The organism is Sporolactobacillus shoreicorticis (assembly GCF_024125445.1).
GTDB classification, from domain to species: domain Bacteria; phylum Bacillota; class Bacilli; order Bacillales; family Sporolactobacillaceae; genus Sporolactobacillus; species Sporolactobacillus shoreicorticis.
Window position 1 is genome coordinate 114,692 of sequence record NZ_JAMXWM010000010.1, and the last position, 19,800, is coordinate 134,491.

A 19,800-nucleotide genomic window follows, 5' to 3' on the forward strand; every position below is an offset into this window, starting at 1 on the left:
ATTGACGGCAACGGCTGCGGATATCGGCGGTAGCGGGGTTAAGTCAATTACGCTGCCAAATGGCAGCGTTGTGTCTGGTTCATCGGCATCTCAGACGGTGTCTGCGAATGGAACGTACACATTTAAAGTCGCGGACAATGCAGGCAATCTGGCCACGGTGACAAAAACGATATCCAACATCGACACGACCGTGCCTTCGCTGAGCGTTTCAGGTAACCCAACCCACACGGTTCATACCCCGGTGACGCTGACGGTAAACGGAACGGATACAAATTCCGGCGTCGATCAAGTTGAAACTCCGGACGGCGTGTGGCATGAAGGCAGCACGGCCACTTATCAGACGGACGCTAACGGGACGTATGTATTTCATGTGAAAGATAATGCCGGAAATACGATGGCAAGTAACGTGACGGTGAGCAATATCGGGTCATTGCTCTATATCAGCAGTGGTGGAGATTCTCCAGGGGATGATCATCCGGTCAGCTCTGTAGCTGTCGCTTCAACATTGACTGGTGTTGGGCAATCCTTAAGTTTGGCAAATTGCACATTTCGTGTGCAGGATAATCAGCTGAATTCATCCGGCTGGTCCTTGAGCATCACTGCGATCCCACTGTCGAGTGGCGGGCACAGTCTTCCGACTGGATCCATTCTGCTGGGGACGCCATCTTTGGCCGGTGCAAGCGGCATTACGCCGCACTCTGGATATTCGGCGATTGACACCGGATCGAGCGTGACCGCGGCAAGTACCCCAACCGGAGGATCAGCGACGGTCAGTCTTGACAGTACCGATGCACTGGAGATCAATGTGCCGGCATCAGCTTTTGCCGGTACTTATACTACAAAGTTGAATTGGCAACTGACCAGCGCTCCATAAAGAACTACTTAGAGACCCTCAGGGTCTCTATTTTTTATACATAACCGAGCTGATTTGTAGCTTGGCAAGAAAAGAAAGGGAGGTGATGAGACTCACTATTGCCGGATCTTTTTTATTTCAGGAGTCTGGAGGTGAAGAACGCAGCTACTTAAATATTTTGTTTTAAAACAAATAAAGGGAGTGAACCCATGAGCTCAGATTTTGATAACCTGCATGATAATTTGCCACCCGAAGATTATCCTGCAGATAAGCGCAAAGATGAAACGCCTTCTTTCTCCATTGAAGAGATGCAGAAATTTCTCGAAAAAAATGAGAAGGCGGAGAAGGAACTTGCCGCCTGGGAAGAGATGGATATGACTCTTCCTACGAAGGAACATGCAGATGAGCATACCGAAGCCGAAACGGAGAAAAAACAAAGTGAACAAGTGCACGAATCGAAAGAGGAAGAGCAACACGCAACTGAGACTCGTCAGTCAGCGAACGCGCACAAAGAGCAGCGTCGCGAGCCCAGCCCACATTTGGAAGATCTAGCATTAAAGAATCTGACTAGTCGTCATCTGCTCAACGTCTACCGGCACTTCGAACGTCATTTGGAAAGGAAGATCGACCAGGTCAAGAGCCAGACGCTTTCGGAAAAGGACGTGGAACAACTTCTGGATAATCATCTGAAGCAGGTTCATGATCTTTTAGATCATTATTTTGCTGATCGAGAAATGCCCGTTCAAGGTAAAAGCTGGAAGAGTCGGCTTGGGGATTACAAACAAGGCCTGGGCAGCCGAATGGAAAGCTTGAAAAATCAAGTAGACCATCGAATAAGATCACTCAAAGCCGCTCCTGGGCGCTTAAAGAGAGCACTGCAAGATAAAGTAATTGATGGCTTTGTCAGCCTGAATGGGCGGATTTCCGCCCATGCGGATGCGGCAGCGCGACGTCTGGCTCTGCATCGCAGTGTTCCGAAGGAAACGCTACTACCGGGAGATGAGCGTATTGCCTCAGCGTATAAGCTCAATTATCAAAAGGCTGTTTTTAACGATTTTGTCGGCGGTAAATATTACAAAGTCAACCATTCAGCGCTCGCTGCTGGTGACACAATGTTTTCTCCGGAGGCACGTTTCCAGCTACGCCGAGAAGCATTGAGCACTTGGCTGAAGCAGGGACCTGTTCTTGGTCACGGCCGTCCAGAAGATCGGCAGGCGGAACAATTTCGGCAATACCTGATTCAACGTGATGCGGCTCTGGAAGAAAACGGACATACCCTTTCTGCCTCGCCAGCGAAGCGCCAAGCTTTTCTCGATCAGGATTTAGGAGACTGCGCCCCTGATGTCCGCGCTTTACGTCAACAGATTCAGGAGAAGGGCCAGCAAACGCCGGACCGAAAAGCAGGGCCATCCTACACATTGCCACCGCGCTCGGCCGCTCGTTCGTCCTTAGGCAATAGCCGGGCAGCCGCAGCAGAACACATTCTTTAATAACTTAATGATCATGGAGGAACGGCTTAGGTCGTTCCTTTTTTACATATGGAAAGGGGGGTGATGGGATCCGCAGCTGGTGGATCATTTTTTTAAATACTCAAACCAGGAAGGTGAGATTTTTGCGATTTAGAATTTGCGGTTTTTTTGAACGAAAAGGGTTTGAAATTAAGGTACCCGTAGAAACGGTTGAAGCAACGGCCGGCGATGAGGTGAATCAGTATGCCCGCAATGCAAATTTGGGTTGTGTTTTTTTCGATCCTGCCCGTGTCCGGCTTTGTTACCTAAAACGCGGCGGTCGCATGCGAGAGCTTCAAGGAAAGGACTGCCGCTGCGCAGTTTTGCGGCAGTCCGAAGAACACGGCCGGCACATCAGCCCGCGTGTCTATAGTGCAGAGGATTTTCAAAGAACACCCTTCTCAAATTTTCTTACTTTGTTGTCCAGAGAAATGCCTACCGATCGGAACGCTTATTTTGAGTATATTGCCTATGCATTCAGTCCCTGCGACAACGTTGCGTTTTCGCAGGACACGGACGAAAAGAAAGGGGGCATTTGCCATGCCTTCCATTGAACAGGAACTACAGTTTGTTTACGATACGCAGCCTCAGGGCGGGCTTTCTTTCAAGGACGAGGCGTTTATTTGCCGCGGCACTGGCTATGAAGGCTGCATTCATATTTATCGCTTTCCCTTTCAGTTTTCGGCTTACTGGCTAAACGTCATCACCAGTTTACCAGACACGATTGTTACCGTCGATACGATGACGGAATCGGAAATTGATTATGGCGCGCAGATCAAATATTCCACCGACGAATTGGCCGCACGGGTCAAAGACGCCGCGCACCAGCAGGACGCCGATGTCGCTGGTGAAGAGCTTACCACGCTCCGCCAGCTCGGCCTGGACGTTCGGCAAAACGGCGAAGTCATTAAACGCGTACAGGCGCGCATCTTTCTTCATGCGGCCACCCGGGTGGATCTGCAAAAAAGAGTCAGCGAGATCGTGAAGAAGCTCGATAGCGATGGATACAAGAGCCAGGTCTTCCTCTCGGAAGCGAAAGAAGAATGGCAGTCGCTGTTTTTGGATGCACCGACGCAGAAAATTCTGCGAACGCACCGGGAAGGGGTGGAAATTCCGGCCGAAGTGATGGGTATTGGTTTTGCGCATAACGTGACGAGCCTGCGCGATCCATCGGCTTCGTTTTATGGACTGACGCGCACCCGGGGCACGGTCTATTGGGACATGTTCCATAAAACAAAAAAGCGGCTTTACTACAATGTGTTTATTACCGGGGACATGGGCGGTGGTAAATCGACCACGATCAAAAAAATATTACGCGAGAACGCCGCAAAAGGTAATTTCATTCGCGGCTTTGACAAGTCCGGTGAATTCCTGGCCGTCACGGGGGATCTTGGCGGGCGGACGATAAACCTGGACGGCACCGGCGGGCGAATCAACCTCATGCAGGTGTTTCCAACCGTAACGCAATCCGGAGAAGACAATGTCGCGATTGATGAAGCTGGCTCATTCCGGCAGCACGTTTCCAAGTTGGATATGTGTTATCGCATCCTGAACAAGGAAGCCGACAGCAATGACCTCAGCCAATTTGATGAACTGGTGTATGACTTTTACAAGGAAATTGGCCTGTGGGGGGACGGACAAACGCATGTTACTGATCTCGGTGCTGAGGCCTATCCGACGCTCGGCCAGTTTATGGCTTTCTGCGAAAAACGTTATGCTCAGGAAACAGATGTGCGCTTTAAAGGGCGGATCGGTGACATTGCAAAACAGCTGAAGGTTCTGGTGCTTAACTATAACGATATTTTTGAAGGCGTGACGACCATCCCAGATCTCAGCGGTCAGCAGGTCGTTTTCTACGACATCGGCGTGCTTAGCCAGTTTGACAGCCGGATTTTTGATATTCAGGTTTACAATGCGTTGACGCAGATCTGGGGCGATATGATGCGCATTGGCAGGCCTGAGAAGGAAGCCTACGACAACCATCAAAAACGTTGGGAAGACATTGTCCGTTTCCTCATTATGGTCGATGAATGCCACAACATCCTGAACATTCAAAAGGCGTTCGCGGCGGATTTTTTCGTCACGCTGGAGTCAGAAGCTCGAAAATTTTTCGGTGGCGTAGTTTTGGCCACGCAGCGTCTGGAGCGCATGTTTCCGAAAGCGAGCGGTGTCAGCGATCCGAAGATGGTGCAGGCGGCCAATAAGCTTGCTGAAATATTTGGACTGACGCAGTACAAGCTCATCATGAAGATGGATCAATCGTCGATGGATCTTGTTCGACGGTTATTCGGCGATCAGATTACCGAAAACGAATATCAGCTGTTACCGCAGTTTGAAAAGGGCGATTGCCTGCTGTCAATCAGCGGCGATCAGAATCTGATCTTTCATGTGGAAGTCACCCAGGACGAATTAGATCTCTTTAAAGGAGGTGCTTAATTGTGTTCAAAAAACATCCGAAGGTGAATCACCCACAGCCTTCAAAACAGGAGCTTCGGCGTAGCCAGCTCCTGTTTTGTTTGCTCCTTGCTGGTTTTCTGCTGATTGGTGGGATATATGTGTGGGAACATTTAGCACCTGCTCAAACGTCATCCAAGTCTTCTGACCAGGCGGTGACGATTGCCGGAGAGCGTCCGGCGGACGATAACGGCCTGTCTGGCACAGCACCAGAGTCAGGGTCATCAGCCGCGCTTTCCAAACCCTCATCTTCGGGGACTCAGGCTCCTGTGGATGTGAAAGCCGCCAAAGCCCTGGCCACGCAATTTATTAGCGAGTATTTCGCTTATGACCGGACCAATCCCTATCAGCATCTGGCCGATGTGCAGTCGATTACGGACGCCGGTTTCTACAAGGAGCTGTCCGAGTCACAGACGAATGACACCCATGTACCATCCTACGGCTTCCGGAAAATTTCAAAAGTTGCGGTTCAAACAGTAAGTGAAAACGACGCCGTGGAGACTGTTAAGGCATCGATAAACGTTCAGACTTTTGACTCAGAAAACAAATCAACAGGGAGCAGGACAGAAACAGTCAGCGTCGATTTAAAGCAAGAAAACGGCGCGCTGAAAGTGGCCTACTTCGCGTCAAGCTTAGAAGAATAGGGAGGGATGTGTTATGGCTGCACCAGCTGCAGGAGCTATCCGAAAAGCCGTGAGCCGTAAATTGCTTTTTTGGCTACTCGGTGGCGCTGGTTTTTCTGGTGTATTTATTCTTGTGGTCGTTCTTGCCCTGGTCGTAATGCTGACCGGCATCCTCTCTTCACCTGATACTGGAACGACAGACGGCACATTGAATGTCTCTCCGGATGTTCTTCGCTACAAAGCTCTGGTGGAACAGAACTGCAAGAAAAATGGCATTCCCGATCAGGTCAATGTCGTACTTGCGATCATGATGCAGGAGTCCGGCGGAGATGGAAGCGATGTGATGCAGGACGGGGCAAGTAATCCGACAGACTCGATTATTAACGGCGTTAAGGAGTACGCGAAAGACTACAAAGCGGCACAAAAAGCCGACACGAACCGGTTGGAAACCGCCATCCAGTCGTATAACTTCGGTTACGGTTTTATTGACTACGCCATTAAACAAAGCGGAGGCTACTTGAAGAGTACGGCGATTGCCTTTGCCAGTGTTTACAGCCACGGCAAGATGCGGAGTAATGGGACTTATGCTTATGGGGATCAGGAGTACGTGCCACATGTTGAACGCTATCTGGTTCCCACAGCCGGCGAGGGCAGTCCCATTTTAGCCGGCTCTCAGCAAGTCGTTGCGGCTATTACTGCCGGTGAAAAATATATCGGACACAGCAGCTACGTATTCGGCGGCGGACGGAATCAGAGCGACATTGCAGCTGGTCGTTTTGACTGTTCTAGCTTTGTGCATTATGCCTTTGCACAGGCCGGCGTGAATGTCGGCTGGACGACAGATCAACTTGTCACAGAAGGTCATCGTGTTTCCTTCAGCCAGATCCGTGCCGGCGATTTGATTTTCTTCGACACGTATAAAACGAATGGACATGTCGGCATCTGGATGGGCAGTGGGGATCAATTTTTAAACTGCAACGATAGCCACGGCGTCACGATCTCCAGCCTTTCCAATAGCTATTGGAAGAGTCATTTCAAAGGTGTTGTCGTGCAGTTGGCACAGTAGAAAGGAGGTCAAAATGGAGAAACGTTTACTTGAAAAACTCAAACAGTTTTTTGACCACAAAGAGAATATTTATCGCGCCCTCGCGGTCGTTCTGATCACCATTTACACATTTTTGTTTCTCAGTCGGCTGCTCGTGCGCGTCCCTGATGATTATAAAAACACCGCGCTTCGCACGAAAGTGAATACCGGAGATCTGACCGTCCAGATGACTAGCAAGACATTTTATGCCGACCGGGATCTGCTGGAAGTTGGGCTGATGATCGACAATAATGCCAATAGCATTCCCACCGGCTATTCAGTCGATGTTACCGAAAAAACGAATCTAAAAGAGCATTACAAGACGCAGCTGATCAAAATTGTCGATGACTACTACCTGCTCTATATTCACCGGCTGCCGGCCGGATGGACGAATGTTTCTGTACTGGTCCATGCCGCAGGTTCGTCCGGTGAATCGTCGTTTTCCTCGAATCAGAAGCTCTATGTTTCTGAGCCTTCCGCAGTTAAAAAGAAACACTTTGAGAGCCTCCAAGCATCCGCATATGCCGCTCGCTATTATCGGATGCTGATCGGTGACTGCAATCGAGTGATTGTCAAAGAGGGCGAGAAACAAGCCGGCTACCGGAAAAATATCAGCGCGCTTAACAGCCAGATTCGCGCACTGAAGGATCAGGCCAGCTACCAGACCGGCAGCGACAAACAGGACACAGAAAGCAATATTATGAGCTATCAATCGCAGATTGTCAGTCTGCAAAACGACATTGGGCAGAGCCAGAACCGTGCCAAGGACAACCGTCAGGAGATTGATTTGCTACAAAAAAAGCTCAAAAAAATGGCCCATTGAATTTAAAAAAAGGAAGAAAATGGCGTGTCAAAGTGACACATTACCAAAATATGGCGTGCCAGAATAGCGGAATACGGCACATGATGGTTTGTTTAGTTTTTTAAGGAAAATAATGGGACACCGAAACGAGGGAAAATTGTGCCATCTACCAGAAAATGGCGTGCCAAAATGATTAAAAACGGTACATTCCTTAGTAAAAGCGTAACCACGAGAAATCAAACCGCACTGCGGTTTTAACCATGAAATGGTTACAGATTCCCCTTATGCTCTTACAAATTTCTTGCTCCAGGATTTGCCATAATCGGAGGTGATTATCATGCCTGGCGTTACAATCCATGGTCTTTCAAAAGAAACACTAGCTGCGCTGAGTATGCGGGCCAGCCATAATCATATGTCTCAGCAGGAATATTTGCGTCGCCTAATTGTCTTGAATTTGACCCAGCCGGAAATCACCGACTTGTTGGAAAGGATGGAAGAGACAATGAAAATTTGTGCCATGGCCATTCGTGAAAATACGGAAGTTATGGGCGGCCTAGTAAAAGAGGAAAGGGAGGGTTTGTTGAGATGATCGCTCAGAAAATCAGTTTTAAAGAGTCTGGCGAGAAGGGACGGGGGATTGATTATTTATCGGCTCAACGTGAACGCTATCTTGCCGAAGGTATGCCCGCGGATATGATCGATAGTCAATCAAAATTAATTGAAATAATTTTAGGAGAACATGAGTGTCTGCTGAGAGAAAGAGATGAACTCCTCGATCAGACAACAGAAATTCTGAATGGTGCTCAGAGAATTTTAGAAGATATTTCTTCAGACATGGAAGAAGACGTGAATGGGTTAATTGAGAGCAGTGGGGTGAGTCAATGATTCGAAAAAACATTCGACTGAAGGAAGAAAAAGAATCTAGGTACGGTCTCGCCTATCTTGAGGCGCAACAGGAGCGTCTTGGCGGCAAGAGCCTGTCCGATACGATTGAGAAAGTGCTTGCGGAACATGACCGGCTACGCACTCAAATCGCGTCCCAAGACGAGTGGATTGAAAAGGTCTATGACCGGTTCAGAACGAGCTTGGACGTGTTACGCATTCGGAGCGGATATGTCGATAAAAACGTCCGCATTTTGATGGAGCTCTGGAACAATCAGCTGATGGGACAGAGACCGAAAGATGGTAAAGAAAACTTTATCCCAACGACGATGTTCAAGTCATCGGTTCTGGAGCAGGCGACGGCGACCGTTTCCAATGTCATCACAGAACATCAAATTAAGATGAAGGAACGTGCGGAGAAAAAGAAGCAGCGCGAGGCCGCTCAGAAAGCAGTTGAATCGTGACCCGGCCTGGCATTGTGCTCGTCTCTAAATTTGTTCAAGCTGGGTCCGCGAAATTTAAGAATTATATTGACTATGTAGATCGAAGTGAAGCTGTGCGAAACGATCATTTTAAGCAGTTTAATACCTTGTCTTTCGACGGCTACAATCAGTACATGAACAATCCCTTGAAGTCTGAAGGGATTTTTACCGCAGACAAAGATGCACTGAACTTTAAAGAAAAGCAGGCTATCAAAAAGCAGTTTGAAATCGCACAGAAAAACGGATCGTGCATGTGGCAGGACGTGATCAGTTTTGACAATGCCTGGTTGGCGTCGAACGGTTTTTACAATCCGCAAACTGGTTGGTTGAATAAAGGTGCGCTTCAGCGGTCGATACGTTCGGGAATGCGGTCGATGATGCATGCGGAGGGACTTGAAGTTTCCGCAATTTGGACGGCGTCGATCCATTACAACACGGATAATATCCATGTACACGTTGCGATGGTGGAACTGCAGCCGACGCGCCCGAAGCAGGTCTTTAGGGATAAGGAAACTGGACAGATGTATGAGGCGCGCCGCGGCTCCCGAAAGAAGTCGACGCTCGATAAAATGAAAAGCACGGTGGCCAATGCACTTCTAAATCGTGACCAGGAACTTGCGCGAATCTCTGAACTGATCCAACAGCGCTTGGCACCATCAAAGGTAGCGATTAATTTTGCTTATGATCGCGAAAGCTTACAGCTGTTTAATCAGATCTATTCTCAGCTTCCAGGTGACATGCGGTTGTGGAAATATAATAACAATGCCATGAATGGTATCCGTCCATTGATTGACGAGGCCGTGAAAAGCTATTTGGAACATGAGCATCCGGAAGAGCTGAAACAGCTGGACGAAGCGCTGAAAAGCGAAATGAATTACCGGAAAACACTGTACGGAGACGGTCCAAAAGAAACAGAGCGCTATAAGGATTACTACGACAGTAAGCAGCACGAGCTTTACAGCAAGTTGGGCAATGCGCTCCTTCGCGAAATGAAAACGATCCGGAAGGAGGAACGAGCGCAGAAGAATGAAGAATGGCAGCAGCGCCGGCAGAGCGGTTATGCTTCAGGAGCTTCTTATTCTTCGCCCAGGAGCATTTCCCGGCGCGATCTTCGTCGGCTGCGTCGGGCGCTAGACAATGAACTGCAGAGCAGGAAGAATCGACGCAAGTATGAAGAGCTGCAGTGGGAAATGGAACAACATCGGTGACAGAAAAATAAATGATCGTACAAAGAGACGGGCCTTGTGCCGGTCTTTTTTTGCGTTAAAAAAGGAGAGCGAATCTTTATGGCATTATTGGACAAGGATACGATTCGGCGCGCTCAGGATGTTGACATTGTCAATTTCTGCGCACAGAATGGCTACCCGCTGGAGCGGGTCAGCGGACGATATTACCGTGGGGTTGAGCATGACAGTCTGGTTGTTGATCGATCAAAGAACACATACGAGTGGTACTCTACCGGGCAGTATGGCAATGCCATTAATTTTGTGCAGACGTTTATGGGGCGGGATTTCCGACAAGCGGTGCAGGACCTGATCTCCGGTAGTTATGCTGCAACCGATGTGAAAGGACCGACAGCTGAGCCGCAGCCGTTCCGCTATGCGATCTTACACGATCAGACAACAGACGCAGTTGAACGCTACCTGTGCGAGGTCCGTGGTATTGATCGACGCATTGTGCATACGCTGATCCAGAAAAATATGTTGAAACAAGATGTGCGGCAGAATGCTGTTTTTGTCTGGGGGCTCGCCGGTCAACGTGTTGGCGCGGAACTGCAGGGAACACGGAAATTTGACGATGGTCGGTTTGGCCACCGCACGACGTTTAAACAAATTTGTGCGAATTCTGAGCCAAACTATGGTTTTAATCTGTCGATCGGATCTCCAAAACGCCTTTACGTGTTTGAGGCTCCGATCGATATGCTTTCATACTGGTCATTGCATAAAGATTTGAACAATTGCCGGTTGGTTTCCATGGATGGACTTAAGCCGATAACGGTTGAGAAGATGATCAAGAATACCGGCAGACTGTATGGATCCTATCCAACTGATGTGCATCTCGGCGTTGATAATGATCGTGCGGGCCATGAATTTTTAGATCGGCTATCTAAAAAAATAATGTCTACGCCTGATGGCGAACGGATCACCTTTCATTCGCTCATTCCTTTTGACAAACATCTTCCTAAAGCCAATCTTCCGTTTTATCAAGAAGCGGCCAAACGTCACGGTGTTGACTGGCAGTGGATCGCTGCAATCCACAAAGCGGAAACCAATCTTTCTCCAACGAACGAACTGGCTAATGGCTTTAACTACGAAGCCTTTTTTGGACGAGACCTGCCAAAGAATCAAGCCCCTGAAGCCATCGATCTGGAGCGGTCCTGCGAACGCTGCGCGCAGCATTTGGAGGGCTATACAGTAGACGGCCAGACCAATATCACTGATGCTCTCATCAACACGAAGCTGCCGTTTGAGGACAAACGAGGCTTCGAGAACAAGGTGAAATCCGTATATAATTGGTATCTGGCCGGCGACTTTCAGACTGATGATCATCCGTCCGGACTGCCAGGGAAGGACTGGAATGACGTGTTACTTCTGCAAAACCATGGCAACGCACATGAACAGGAATATCCCTACAAACGGGAACGACCGGTAACGGTACATAAAACGGCGGGTCGGATGAGAGCGTAGCGTGAAAAAGTTAAGTATTAATTCCGTTTTACGTAGCATAATATATATTGATATTAGGAGGCATTTATGTTATTCTAATATCAAGTAAAGGGTGGTTAGGCACCACAATAACTTGATACGTTTCCGGACTTCGGGCGCCGGACTGTTGGCGGGCAACGTAAAAAACCGATACACATTTCCGGACTTCGGGCGCCGGACTGTTGGCAAGCAACGTAAAAACCTAACATGAAAAGAAGAGCTGAGTGCTGATCTCGGCTCTTCTTTTTTCTTTACATAGGTGGGGAGAGAAACAAATGGAGAAACAGCGAGCAAAAGACATAATTCTTGATGCTTTTCAAGCCTACAAAAAAATTTCCGATAAAAAAACACATTATGTTTATCTTCGCACAAATGAGGGCTACAGAGAAATTGTATTAAATGCACTCGGATCAAATTTTATGCATCTGTGCGGGGTAAAATACATCAAACCCGGCGAAAGCCGACCTGTATCCGGCAATCAGTTTTTTCATCTTCTTGACATCAACAATGTGTCTTCAAAAGGCCTGAAAATTAGGGACGATGGCACAACGGGGCAAAAACTCCAAGTCATTAAGCATCTGGACAAACTCACATCATGCGCCTCACTCCGTGTCATTGATCAAACAACGGCGCTTTTAAACTTTTCTTTTCAGGCAGGTATTCGTAGTAGAAAACATATTTTTTGCTTGGCACTCATAAATACCAATGGATATTATGCACCCTATTCATTTTTAAATTATACAAAGGCGTTTAAGCAGTTACCTGCAGGGTATCCGGTTGAGTGCATCTATCAATTCAACCCATCCAATAATCGTTTAAATATTTTAAGTCAAACGGAACTATTCGCGAAATGGGAGGCAATAAACCCGTACAATTATCGGAATGAACGAAATGATGCAAGCCCGACTTATCTATTGCCAGAACGAAGAAAGGGATATAATCATAAAAATAATCGTGACCGTGACTTTGAACGATAATTTATTCATCCAGCTTGCTGAATGTACATTTTTCCTTCCTTTAACCCAGATCCTTTATACTTATTCTATAAAATTCTATAAAAGAAATTATGTTTACTTAATTTCAAGTTATTTGCCAATTATTTTAGATTGTGAAAGCATTTTTACATCATTAATTCATGGGTCTAACTCCTATCTTTTTTCTTGACTTTTTTTTAGCTTGTGATCCAAACCTAATGATTTATGAAAATAAAGTTCTTTTCCGAAAAGGTGTTATAACGCAGTAGGGTAAGACTGAGAAGCAATGAATAACGACAATCATTAAGAACCTCTGAAAATCAATTTATTTCTGTAAAGACTGATATTGTTCCCTGAAGATCGATTCCTGTTTGAATTTTATTCAAAGTAGGAATGGATTCTCGATGCAAGATTACAGAATTGATATTGGGCTGGGCGCTCGCGGTAGGAAAAATAGATGTTTTGAAAATTTGGACAGATGTGTCGGAAAATGTTAGAATAAACGTCAAATCTTCAATGATTGAAGGAGCAGTATCAAATGCAAAAAATAGCAATATTTAATCATAAAGGCGGAGTATCAAAGACAACAACAAGCTTTAACTTAGGTTGGAGCTTGTCTCAACTTAATAAAAAAGTATTGTTAGTTGATACTGATTCACAGTGCAATTTATCAATGTACGCTTTGGGCGAGGAGAATTTTGAAAAGCACTATCTTAACAAATCGAAAGAGAACATTTATAGTGCTTTACTCCCTGCGTTTAAGTCCCAACCTCGATTGATTCAAGCAATTGAATGTCCCAAAATTAATGAAAATCTTTATTTGCTCCCTGGCCACCTGGACTTTACGGAGAACGAAGTTCAGTTAGGGATAGCAATGCAATTATCCAGTGCATTCGGTTCTATGGAAAATTTGCCAGGTTCAATTAATTACCTTGTGAATGAGACCGCCAAAAAATATAATATTGATTATGTTATTTATGACATGAACCCGAGTTTAAGTGCGATTAATCAAGATATTTTTATTTCTTCAGATTATTTTATTATTCCTGCATCCCCTGATTTATTTTCATTGATGTCTATTGATTCCTTAAATAGAGTACTTCCTTCTTGGGAAAAGTGGGGAACAAAAGCGCGCCCGCTTTTTAAGGATTCTACATACCCATTACCTTTTACCACACCTAAATTTTTGGGCTATACAATTAATGATTTTAATCTAAGTCATGGACGCCCTCAGCACTCTTTTAGAGGATTTATGGTTAGCATTTCTGATAAAATTGTTGAATCATTGTCACCATCTTTTAATAGCTGCGGGATGCTTATGGATGATCGCAAGTATAAGACGGCCTATCAACATATGAAAGATAGTTCACTAAATCAGAGTATTGATTATCCAGATTCGTATTGTTTAGCTCAAATTTCAAATTTCAACAAATTAATTGCAATATCTAATGCAACCTCAACTCCAGTATTTAATGTAAGACTGAATAAAGAGATGCTTCACAATGGGCAAGAAAGAACCCTCAAGTGGTTTAAATTTTTATATAAAGCGTTGGCTACTCGCGTTTTAGAGTTGACTTGCGATGAGCATTGAAAAGCAGTTTTTTGAAAGTCACATTGTTTCATTGCAAAGTCTCACATCGTTATATCAATACATTAATAATAACGCATCATTAGTGGATGCCGATGCACTTTTGCGTGCGGAATATGTTTTAATTGTTAGTGCCTTTGATAATTATCTCCACCAAATCGTCCGAAGACGAATTCGGGAGTTATTTTTTGGTGGGGCGGAAGTAGCATCTAATTTGGCGTTCCCGGTGCCTGTTTTTCAAATGATACATGATGAAGATGATGAGACAGTACAAAAAGAGATTTTTGATGCTGAATTAAGAAAAGTTCTTGAAAAAGATTCTTACCAGTCTCCCCGAGGTGTTGAATATGCACTTAATTTAATCCACATAAAAAAAATTTGGACAGATGTAATTCCTTTCATGGAAGATTCAGCCATTAATGTTAAACGCAGGTTATCATTGATTGTTAAGAGAAGAAATCAAATTGCCCATGAAGCAGATGTTGAGTACAATACAGGTTTTCCTCGTGATATTGATGAGCAGACAGTATTGGAATGTCGTGAATTCTTAAGTAAACTCGTTTCAAGCATTGATGCGTTGATTACATAATACAGTTCGATGCCTTAGATTCAGAATTAGATTGTACACCGCTGGGCAAACACACGAAGTTTTGTATTGAAGACTGAGTTCAGTCGTGTTTTAGTGTGTATTAAGAAGGTTTACTTACAGAAGACTTCAGTCTTTTTCCCTAGTTTTCAGTCGGCGACATTCATGAAATAAATGGGTGCAAATCGGGTGCAAAATTCATCAAAACTTTTTAAAATTTAATAAATTTTATCGCTACAATAAACACTCAAAATCCAGTATTATCAAGGCTTATTGAGATTTAATAGAACTTACCGCAACACCCGTCAACCATTTCCTAAACCGTGCGTCGCAGGTTCGATTCCTGCCAGGGCCATTATTACTATCCGACACGTTCGGATGGATTTTCTGAAAATCCCTTTATATCAAGGTTTGTTGATGCATCATTAACTTTCTCAAACCGACGCAATCCGATACTTTTTGAAATAATTTTGCATTTATTTTGCATTGGATTTGTAGATTTGACTCATCATATCATCAACTTGACGAGATTCTTTCTGCTCCATTTCGTCGAGAATATGTGAGTAGGTTTGAAGAGTTGTCACAATATTTTTATGGCCTAGACGTTTTGAAACGTATTTAATATTGATGCCACGATAAATTAATAAGGATGCATGAGTGTGCCGCAATGAATGGCAGGTCATCTCCTGCATGTTTAATTTTCGGCAGAGTCCTTTGAGACACTTATTGACAGCGTTGTTGGATACAAGCTCTGATTTTGTATTGACGAAGACAAGATTCTTGATATTCGAAGTCTGTTTCTTTTTCAGTTGCTCTAAAATTTTACATGTCTGATCATCAATTGTAATTGTTCTTTTGCTCCAATAATTTTTTGTGTTGCCAAAGTCCTTTGTGTCCTGATAATCCCATGTTTTATTTATTGTGATCGTTCTATTTTTAAAGTTAATACAGTCCCATGTCATGCCTAATATTTCAGCAAAACGTGCGCCCGTTGCAAGACCGAATAGAATAATGTATCGTGAAATAAAACGAGGTTTTAGATCGCTTAATAGTTCCCTTGTTAACCTTTTGACCTCAAATTCACTAAGAAATTTGAGGTTTTCATTTTTGGGAGGAATTTTTCCTTTAGTCTGGGCGCGATAAGTTGGATCTTTGAAGATTATTCCGTCTTCAATAGCGTCACGAATACAGGCTCTCATATACGTATGACGTTTTTTAACAGATGCAGTTGAATGATTTTCAGCATATTCATTTAGTGCTTGTTGGTACATTGACCGCGTCAGATCCTTCATTTTTACACCAGCAAAATGTTCTTCAGCAAAGCGCACAGATCGATCGATGTCGCGATCATTATCTAGCGAATTTTTCCCTTTTCGGTATATTTCGTACCATTCGCGCATGTGCACCGGAAACAGCCGTTCAGAGGCGGTTATATCGTTTCCTTTGTTTAGCAAAATAGCCATTTGAGATTCAGCGAGAGCCGCTTCTTTCTTTGTTTTAAACCCAGATTCATTTTTGGTTGAGTACTTTCCGTTTCTCTTTTTATAAGACAGACGATAGTACCACAACTTTGTTTTCTTATCCTGATTGACCGACATTGTTCTCACCCCTTTCAAATAACTGTTCTATCAAGATTTAGGATAATGAATATGTATTGTTCCAGTGGCGGTTGGCGTCATTGTAATATGTACTTCATCAGGAGAGTGCTTCATGATTTTGAAGAGAGCATATATAATCTCATTTTTTCGTATAGGTCGTTCGATATTTTGAATGCTAATGTGTTCATCAATTCCGTGTGCAGATGTTGATTTTGAAAACAATATTTCAGTGTTCCCCTTCACATAAAATTTAGCTGAAATATCACCAATGCCATTGTTTTTTAATACGGATAAGGGGAGGTCATTTTTTCGTTCATTGGTTACATCTTTGAACTTCATCATTTTCATCCTTTCATTTTTCAAGATTTACATAATATCCTATTACTTTCGCATAGATCTTGAGATCACGCGTCGTATCATAATCGATGACAATGTCCCTGAATTTTGAATCATTGGATTCTGGTCTGAAAATCAGAACTTCATCCTCAGCGTTATTGATAAATCGCTTCATACTGTATTCTCCATCATGAGAGAAAATCACAATTTGTCCATCACTCAGATTAGATTTTTCAAGTGGGAGACAGATCACATATGAGTGATTAGGAATGATTTTGTTCATGCTTTCACCATTTACGTGCAAAGCAAACGCATCTATCCGACTGTGGCCATTGAAGAATTGGATAGGCACCTGTATATGTTCAATATCATTCTTTGTTATCGGGGCAAGAGTTGAAAGCGCTCCTGCGGCGATATCACCATATAGTGGTAGCTCAACAATTTTATTGTCTGAATATGAACCTATTGATTTAATAAGATGAGAAGAAAAGCGAGGATCAAAATCCTCTTTGTTTATTTTTAGTGCATCCGCAATTAATTGACTATTTCCAGGTGTAGGAGTGGAAGTACCAGTAAAGTATCCACTCAACGTTGTTTTACTTATACCGCTTAAAGCAGACAGATCAGCCTGAGTGATTTTTCTCTTGCTGATAATTTTATTTAGATTAAATGATATTTGGCGAGCGATTTCCTCATCAAGAATTGTTCTGTTTGGACGAACCATTGTAACTGCTCCCTTTAGTTGTTTTCTATATTATAACGAATTAAATCGTATAAATAAAGACTTTTATATTAAGATAAACAAAATAATTCGATTTTATTCATTGACAGTACGAATAAAATCGTATATTATTTAATCGTGAAAGAAAGGAGTTGAGAAAATGAAACTTATGATCACTCTTGAGGCTGCAAGAAGAAATGCGGGTTATACGCTTAAAGAAGCGGCTCCATTGTTTCACATTCATGAACAAACACTTGCTGCTTACGAAAATGATTCATCTGACGTTCCGTTTTCATTTATTAGGATGATTCCAAACGTGTACCATTTCCCAACCAATAATATTTTTTTTGGCAAGAAGTACGAATTTATCCGTACTATACGAATGGAAAAAGAAGAGGTGAGCTGAAATGCCAAAGCAAATTATTTTGGATGACGAAACGCTGAAGCAGATGACTAAGCTCGGTGGTGATTATTTGTCGCATTATATTGGCTTGTTTGACGCCGATGAACTTTATCATTACGCAATAAAAAAAGGGTGGACAGAAAATCAATTGGCAAGAGCATGCCAATTGATCGCGTCCAACCACAATTTCAAGGAGGATCCTTACATTAGAATACATTAACTATTTAGCCAATCAGTATTCCGTTTTTTATTTCCAGTGGGGTCGCCTGACTTAATTTTCTCGAAGGAGGCTTTATACAGGGCAAGCTGAGAATCAAGATAAGTTTCAATATCTTCATTTTCCTTTTTCGGATTAGCCGCTACAACAGCTAAAGCGAATTCTGTGGGATCAATTTTCATTACTATCACCTCTTTTCAAGTGGATTGGTTGGTTGCCATTTCCATTTTATCAAAGAGGCGGGAGAAAGGAGTGAACAAATTTGCACGCCGTCGAGAAACGATTACTTGATCTCGTCGGTCAAATCTTATCAGGAGACGCACTCAGCTCGCGGGAGCGGGCAGAACTAAAAGAATCACACCAATGGCTGACGAACAGAATGCGGAAGCGTGAGGACCTTGAAAGTCTATCGTTTATTGCACATTGCAACGCCGATTATGATTGGGAAATGGAAATTTGTGCTGAACTTGAAAAACTAGAAAGGAGTTGATTGATATGCCCGAAAAGGTTTGGTGGACGATGAAAGACCTTGAGGAAGCGACAGGTTACAAATACGACTGGCTTTTACAAAACATTCTCTTTCGTCCTGAATACCGAAAAATGTTGGATATTGAAGGCAGCGGAAAATATGCTTGTGTTTATTATCCTGAACGTAAAGGTGACATGTGGAAATTCATTGCCTCAGAAATGAAAGAATTTCTTGAGACATACTTTGCTGACATTCTTCGCTATGATCGTCGACACAAATGGCAGCGCGAGAAGGTGGCTTCTGGATGAGCTATCGCGTCATCGATCATATTCACGGATATAAGCAAAAGCGATTCAGCACGCTTTATGAAGCGATGAATACCGCTTTTCAGGTTGCAAGAATGCAGACGATATTCGCGGACAAGCGGATTCATTTGTCAGTCATGGATGGGCGGCGGCAAACCATTGAAATTAGTGTGAAGCAGAGGGAGGGGGAAAGATAATGAATCCAAGGATAGTTAATTATAAAAATCAGCGTGTTTTGACCACAGAACAAATCGCTGAAGCCTATAACACTGACGTAAAGAATATTCAGATGAACTTTGCAAATAACAAAGATAAATTTGTTGAGGGGAAGCACTTTATTCTACTGACAGGTGACGATCTAAGGCTTTTTAAGAACCAACCCAATACGGTTGGGTTGGTTGGGAAAAATGCATCCAGCTTATATTTATGGACCAAGCGCGGTGCAAGCCGCCACTGCAAGCTACTAGATACTGATGAAGCTTGGAAACAGTTTGACAATCTTGAAGAAACCTATTTTGTCGCCCGTCCACAGATTGATGAATCACAGTTGAGCCCAGAACTACAAATGGCCAACAGCATTTTGCGGACGCTGCAAAATCACGAGCTCGAACAAAATCGACTGAACGCAAAAGTAGATGGCATTAAAGAAGTTGTTGGCCTGAACTCAAGTAATTGGCGTCAGGATACTCAGAAGCTCATTAGCAAAATTGCCCTCAAAGACGGCGGAGCCGATGCCTTTAAAGATGTCCGAACGGCCATTTACAAGGAAGTTGACCGACGTGGCGGATTCGATCTCGAACGGCGTTTGATCAATAAACGGCAACGCCTGGCATACGAAGGGGCGAGCAAGACCGCACAGGACAAATTGACTAAGGTCGATGTGATTGCTGACGACAAGCGAGTAATTGAGGTTTATTTGGCAGTCGTCAAGGACTTTGCCATTAAATACGGTGTGGAGGTTTAAGGAATGAAAGGAAACGCGCAATTATCTGAGAAGTACCATGAAGCATATTTTCGTGCGTTGTCTCGAGTGATTAAAAAGGCTGCCAAGGATCGGGGAACAGGCGACTTCCTGCCGGACGAAAAGAAAAAAGTTGCCATATATGCCGTCAAGTATCTCATTGGGTTCCACAAGCCAAAGCATCTAACTCCGGAAGAAGCAGAGAGTAACTTGAATTTCATCTTTATGATTGATGATTTCCTTGGCACA

General features: G+C 44.1%; 26 protein-coding genes. 22 read left to right on the forward strand and 4 right to left on the reverse strand.

Features of this window, described 5'->3' with window-relative positions; genetic code table 11:
* The first annotated feature begins 1 nt into the window (after position 1).
* The 15 genes from NIE88_RS10300 (at position 2) to NIE88_RS10370 (ending at position 14,544) form a co-directional block, all read left to right on the forward strand.
* On the forward strand, positions 2-874 hold the full coding sequence (locus NIE88_RS10300; RefSeq protein WP_253061840.1) for a WxL domain-containing protein: 873 nt from the start codon (positions 2-4) through the stop codon (positions 872-874).
* Between the two features lie 188 nt (positions 875-1,062).
* A complete protein-coding gene (locus NIE88_RS10305) occupies positions 1,063-2,343 on the forward strand; it encodes a hypothetical protein (RefSeq protein ID WP_253061842.1) in 1,281 nt (426 codons plus the stop codon).
* 122 nt (positions 2,344-2,465) lie between these two features.
* Complete coding sequence (locus NIE88_RS10310; RefSeq protein WP_253061844.1) at positions 2,466-2,915, forward strand: hypothetical protein; 450 nt, start codon at positions 2,466-2,468, stop codon at positions 2,913-2,915.
* Positions 2,902-4,797: a putative type IV secretion/conjugal transfer ATPase gene (locus NIE88_RS10315; RefSeq protein WP_253061846.1), complete on the forward strand. Its 1,896-nt coding sequence runs from the start codon at positions 2,902-2,904 to the stop codon at positions 4,795-4,797. Before NIE88_RS10310 ends, NIE88_RS10315 begins: the two co-directional genes overlap by 14 nt.
* Positions 4,798-4,799: 2 nt before the next feature.
* A complete protein-coding gene (locus NIE88_RS10320) occupies positions 4,800-5,459 on the forward strand; it encodes a hypothetical protein (protein ID WP_253061848.1) in 660 nt (219 codons plus the stop codon).
* Between the two features lie 13 nt (positions 5,460-5,472).
* Positions 5,473-6,504: a bifunctional lytic transglycosylase/C40 family peptidase gene (locus tag NIE88_RS10325; protein WP_253061850.1), complete on the forward strand. Its 1,032-nt coding sequence runs from the start codon at positions 5,473-5,475 to the stop codon at positions 6,502-6,504.
* A gap of 13 nt (positions 6,505-6,517) precedes the next feature.
* Positions 6,518-7,345 carry a hypothetical protein gene (locus NIE88_RS10330; RefSeq protein ID WP_253061852.1) on the forward strand — a complete coding sequence of 276 codons (828 nt, stop codon included), beginning with the start codon at positions 6,518-6,520 and terminating at the stop codon, positions 7,343-7,345.
* A 316-nt stretch (positions 7,346-7,661) separates the two neighbouring features.
* Entirely contained in the window at positions 7,662-7,913 is a 252-nt protein-coding gene (locus NIE88_RS10335; protein ID WP_253061854.1) for a hypothetical protein, read from the forward strand.
* Complete coding sequence (locus NIE88_RS10340) at positions 7,910-8,209, forward strand: hypothetical protein (RefSeq protein ID WP_253061856.1); 300 nt, start codon at positions 7,910-7,912, stop codon at positions 8,207-8,209. Before NIE88_RS10335 ends, NIE88_RS10340 begins: the two co-directional genes overlap by 4 nt.
* Positions 8,206-8,670: a hypothetical protein gene (locus NIE88_RS10345; protein ID WP_253061858.1), complete on the forward strand. Its 465-nt coding sequence runs from the start codon at positions 8,206-8,208 to the stop codon at positions 8,668-8,670. Before NIE88_RS10340 ends, NIE88_RS10345 begins: the two co-directional genes overlap by 4 nt.
* Positions 8,667-9,896 (forward strand): MobP2 family relaxase, encoded by a 1,230-nt coding sequence (gene mobP2, locus NIE88_RS10350; RefSeq protein WP_253061860.1) that lies wholly within the window; start codon positions 8,667-8,669, stop codon positions 9,894-9,896. The genes NIE88_RS10345 and mobP2 overlap by 4 nt, the downstream gene beginning before the upstream one ends.
* A gap of 78 nt (positions 9,897-9,974) precedes the next feature.
* Positions 9,975-11,375, forward strand: coding sequence for a DUF3991 domain-containing protein (locus tag NIE88_RS10355; RefSeq protein WP_253061862.1), 1,401 nt, complete (start codon positions 9,975-9,977; stop codon positions 11,373-11,375).
* Positions 11,376-11,668: 293 nt separating this feature from the next.
* Positions 11,669-12,370 carry a PBECR4 domain-containing protein gene (locus NIE88_RS10360; protein ID WP_253061864.1) on the forward strand — a complete coding sequence of 234 codons (702 nt, stop codon included), beginning with the start codon at positions 11,669-11,671 and terminating at the stop codon, positions 12,368-12,370.
* A gap of 535 nt (positions 12,371-12,905) precedes the next feature.
* On the forward strand, positions 12,906-13,958 hold the full coding sequence (locus NIE88_RS10365; protein WP_253061866.1) for a ParA family protein: 1,053 nt from the start codon (positions 12,906-12,908) through the stop codon (positions 13,956-13,958).
* Positions 13,948-14,544, forward strand: coding sequence for a HEPN domain-containing protein (locus NIE88_RS10370; protein WP_253061868.1), 597 nt, complete (start codon positions 13,948-13,950; stop codon positions 14,542-14,544). The genes NIE88_RS10365 and NIE88_RS10370 overlap by 11 nt, the downstream gene beginning before the upstream one ends.
* Positions 14,545-15,017: 473 nt before the next feature.
* Here the strand turns inward: NIE88_RS10370 and NIE88_RS10375 are convergent, their stop codons facing one another.
* The 3 genes from NIE88_RS10375 to NIE88_RS10385 are packed head-to-tail and all read right to left on the reverse strand — an operon-like array spanning position 15,018 to position 17,199.
* Positions 15,018-16,139, reverse strand: a complete 1,122-nt coding sequence (locus tag NIE88_RS10375; RefSeq protein ID WP_253061870.1) for a site-specific integrase — start codon at positions 16,137-16,139, stop codon at positions 15,018-15,020.
* A 30-nt stretch (positions 16,140-16,169) separates the two neighbouring features.
* The gene (locus tag NIE88_RS10380; RefSeq protein ID WP_253061872.1) at positions 16,170-16,478 is read right to left on the reverse strand and encodes a DUF1827 family protein; all 309 of its coding nucleotides are present in this window, start codon (positions 16,476-16,478) and stop codon (positions 16,170-16,172) included.
* A 13-nt stretch (positions 16,479-16,491) separates the two neighbouring features.
* Complete coding sequence (locus tag NIE88_RS10385) at positions 16,492-17,199, reverse strand: LexA family transcriptional regulator (RefSeq protein ID WP_253061874.1); 708 nt, start codon at positions 17,197-17,199, stop codon at positions 16,492-16,494.
* A gap of 157 nt (positions 17,200-17,356) precedes the next feature.
* On the opposite strand from NIE88_RS10385, the gene NIE88_RS10390 reads away from it, so the two are divergent.
* Together NIE88_RS10390 and NIE88_RS10395 are read left to right on the forward strand one after the other, a co-directional pair.
* Positions 17,357-17,602: a helix-turn-helix domain-containing protein gene (locus tag NIE88_RS10390; RefSeq protein WP_253061876.1), complete on the forward strand. Its 246-nt coding sequence runs from the start codon at positions 17,357-17,359 to the stop codon at positions 17,600-17,602.
* A gap of 1 nt (position 17,603) precedes the next feature.
* Positions 17,604-17,819, forward strand: coding sequence for a hypothetical protein (locus NIE88_RS10395; protein WP_253061878.1), 216 nt, complete (start codon positions 17,604-17,606; stop codon positions 17,817-17,819).
* On the opposite strand, the gene NIE88_RS10400 is transcribed toward NIE88_RS10395, so the two are convergent.
* Positions 17,816-17,998, reverse strand: a complete 183-nt coding sequence (locus tag NIE88_RS10400) for a hypothetical protein (RefSeq protein ID WP_253061880.1) — start codon at positions 17,996-17,998, stop codon at positions 17,816-17,818. The two genes, NIE88_RS10395 and NIE88_RS10400, sit on opposite strands and share 4 nt — an antisense overlap.
* Positions 17,999-18,078: 80 nt before the next feature.
* Between NIE88_RS10400 and NIE88_RS10405 the strand changes: the two genes are divergently transcribed.
* From NIE88_RS10405 to NIE88_RS10425, 5 genes are all read left to right on the forward strand, one after another.
* Positions 18,079-18,306 (forward strand): DUF7667 family protein, encoded by a 228-nt coding sequence (locus NIE88_RS10405; protein WP_253061882.1) that lies wholly within the window; start codon positions 18,079-18,081, stop codon positions 18,304-18,306.
* 5 nt (positions 18,307-18,311) lie between these two features.
* Positions 18,312-18,593: a DUF771 domain-containing protein gene (locus tag NIE88_RS10410; RefSeq protein WP_253061884.1), complete on the forward strand. Its 282-nt coding sequence runs from the start codon at positions 18,312-18,314 to the stop codon at positions 18,591-18,593.
* Positions 18,590-18,787: a hypothetical protein gene (locus tag NIE88_RS10415; RefSeq protein ID WP_253061886.1), complete on the forward strand. Its 198-nt coding sequence runs from the start codon at positions 18,590-18,592 to the stop codon at positions 18,785-18,787. The genes NIE88_RS10410 and NIE88_RS10415 overlap by 4 nt, the downstream gene beginning before the upstream one ends.
* Positions 18,787-19,554 (forward strand): ORF6N domain-containing protein, encoded by a 768-nt coding sequence (locus tag NIE88_RS10420; protein ID WP_253061888.1) that lies wholly within the window; start codon positions 18,787-18,789, stop codon positions 19,552-19,554. The genes NIE88_RS10415 and NIE88_RS10420 overlap by 1 nt, the downstream gene beginning before the upstream one ends.
* Before the next feature lie 3 nt (positions 19,555-19,557).
* On the forward strand, positions 19,558-19,800 hold a 243-nt coding region (locus NIE88_RS10425; RefSeq protein ID WP_253061890.1), incomplete at its 3' end, for a hypothetical protein.

Coding starts and splice junctions, on each gene's coding strand:
- NIE88_RS10305 (WP_253061842.1), top strand. CDS start 1,063: ATGAGCTCAGATTTTGATAACCTGCATGATAATTTGCCACCCGAAGAT.
- NIE88_RS10315 (WP_253061846.1), top strand. CDS start 2,902: ATGCCTTCCATTGAACAGGAACTACAGTTTGTTTACGATACGCAGCCT.
- NIE88_RS10325 (WP_253061850.1), top strand. CDS start 5,473: ATGGCTGCACCAGCTGCAGGAGCTATCCGAAAAGCCGTGAGCCGTAAA.
- NIE88_RS10330 (WP_253061852.1), top strand. CDS start 6,518: ATGGAGAAACGTTTACTTGAAAAACTCAAACAGTTTTTTGACCACAAA.
- NIE88_RS10335 (WP_253061854.1), top strand. CDS start 7,662: ATGCCTGGCGTTACAATCCATGGTCTTTCAAAAGAAACACTAGCTGCG.
- NIE88_RS10340 (WP_253061856.1), top strand. CDS start 7,910: ATGATCGCTCAGAAAATCAGTTTTAAAGAGTCTGGCGAGAAGGGACGG.
- NIE88_RS10345 (WP_253061858.1), top strand. CDS start 8,206: ATGATTCGAAAAAACATTCGACTGAAGGAAGAAAAAGAATCTAGGTAC.
- NIE88_RS10355 (WP_253061862.1), top strand. CDS start 9,975: ATGGCATTATTGGACAAGGATACGATTCGGCGCGCTCAGGATGTTGAC.
- NIE88_RS10360 (WP_253061864.1), top strand. CDS start 11,669: ATGGAGAAACAGCGAGCAAAAGACATAATTCTTGATGCTTTTCAAGCC.
- NIE88_RS10365 (WP_253061866.1), top strand. CDS start 12,906: ATGCAAAAAATAGCAATATTTAATCATAAAGGCGGAGTATCAAAGACA.
- NIE88_RS10370 (WP_253061868.1), top strand. CDS start 13,948: ATGAGCATTGAAAAGCAGTTTTTTGAAAGTCACATTGTTTCATTGCAA.
- NIE88_RS10375 (WP_253061870.1), bottom strand. CDS start 16,139: ATGTCGGTCAATCAGGATAAGAAAACAAAGTTGTGGTACTATCGTCTG.
- NIE88_RS10380 (WP_253061872.1), bottom strand. CDS start 16,478: ATGAAGTTCAAAGATGTAACCAATGAACGAAAAAATGACCTCCCCTTA.
- NIE88_RS10385 (WP_253061874.1), bottom strand. CDS start 17,199: ATGGTTCGTCCAAACAGAACAATTCTTGATGAGGAAATCGCTCGCCAA.
- NIE88_RS10390 (WP_253061876.1), top strand. CDS start 17,357: ATGAAACTTATGATCACTCTTGAGGCTGCAAGAAGAAATGCGGGTTAT.
- NIE88_RS10395 (WP_253061878.1), top strand. CDS start 17,604: ATGCCAAAGCAAATTATTTTGGATGACGAAACGCTGAAGCAGATGACT.
- NIE88_RS10400 (WP_253061880.1), bottom strand. CDS start 17,998: ATGAAAATTGATCCCACAGAATTCGCTTTAGCTGTTGTAGCGGCTAAT.
- NIE88_RS10410 (WP_253061884.1), top strand. CDS start 18,312: ATGCCCGAAAAGGTTTGGTGGACGATGAAAGACCTTGAGGAAGCGACA.
- NIE88_RS10415 (WP_253061886.1), top strand. CDS start 18,590: ATGAGCTATCGCGTCATCGATCATATTCACGGATATAAGCAAAAGCGA.
- NIE88_RS10420 (WP_253061888.1), top strand. CDS start 18,787: ATGAATCCAAGGATAGTTAATTATAAAAATCAGCGTGTTTTGACCACA.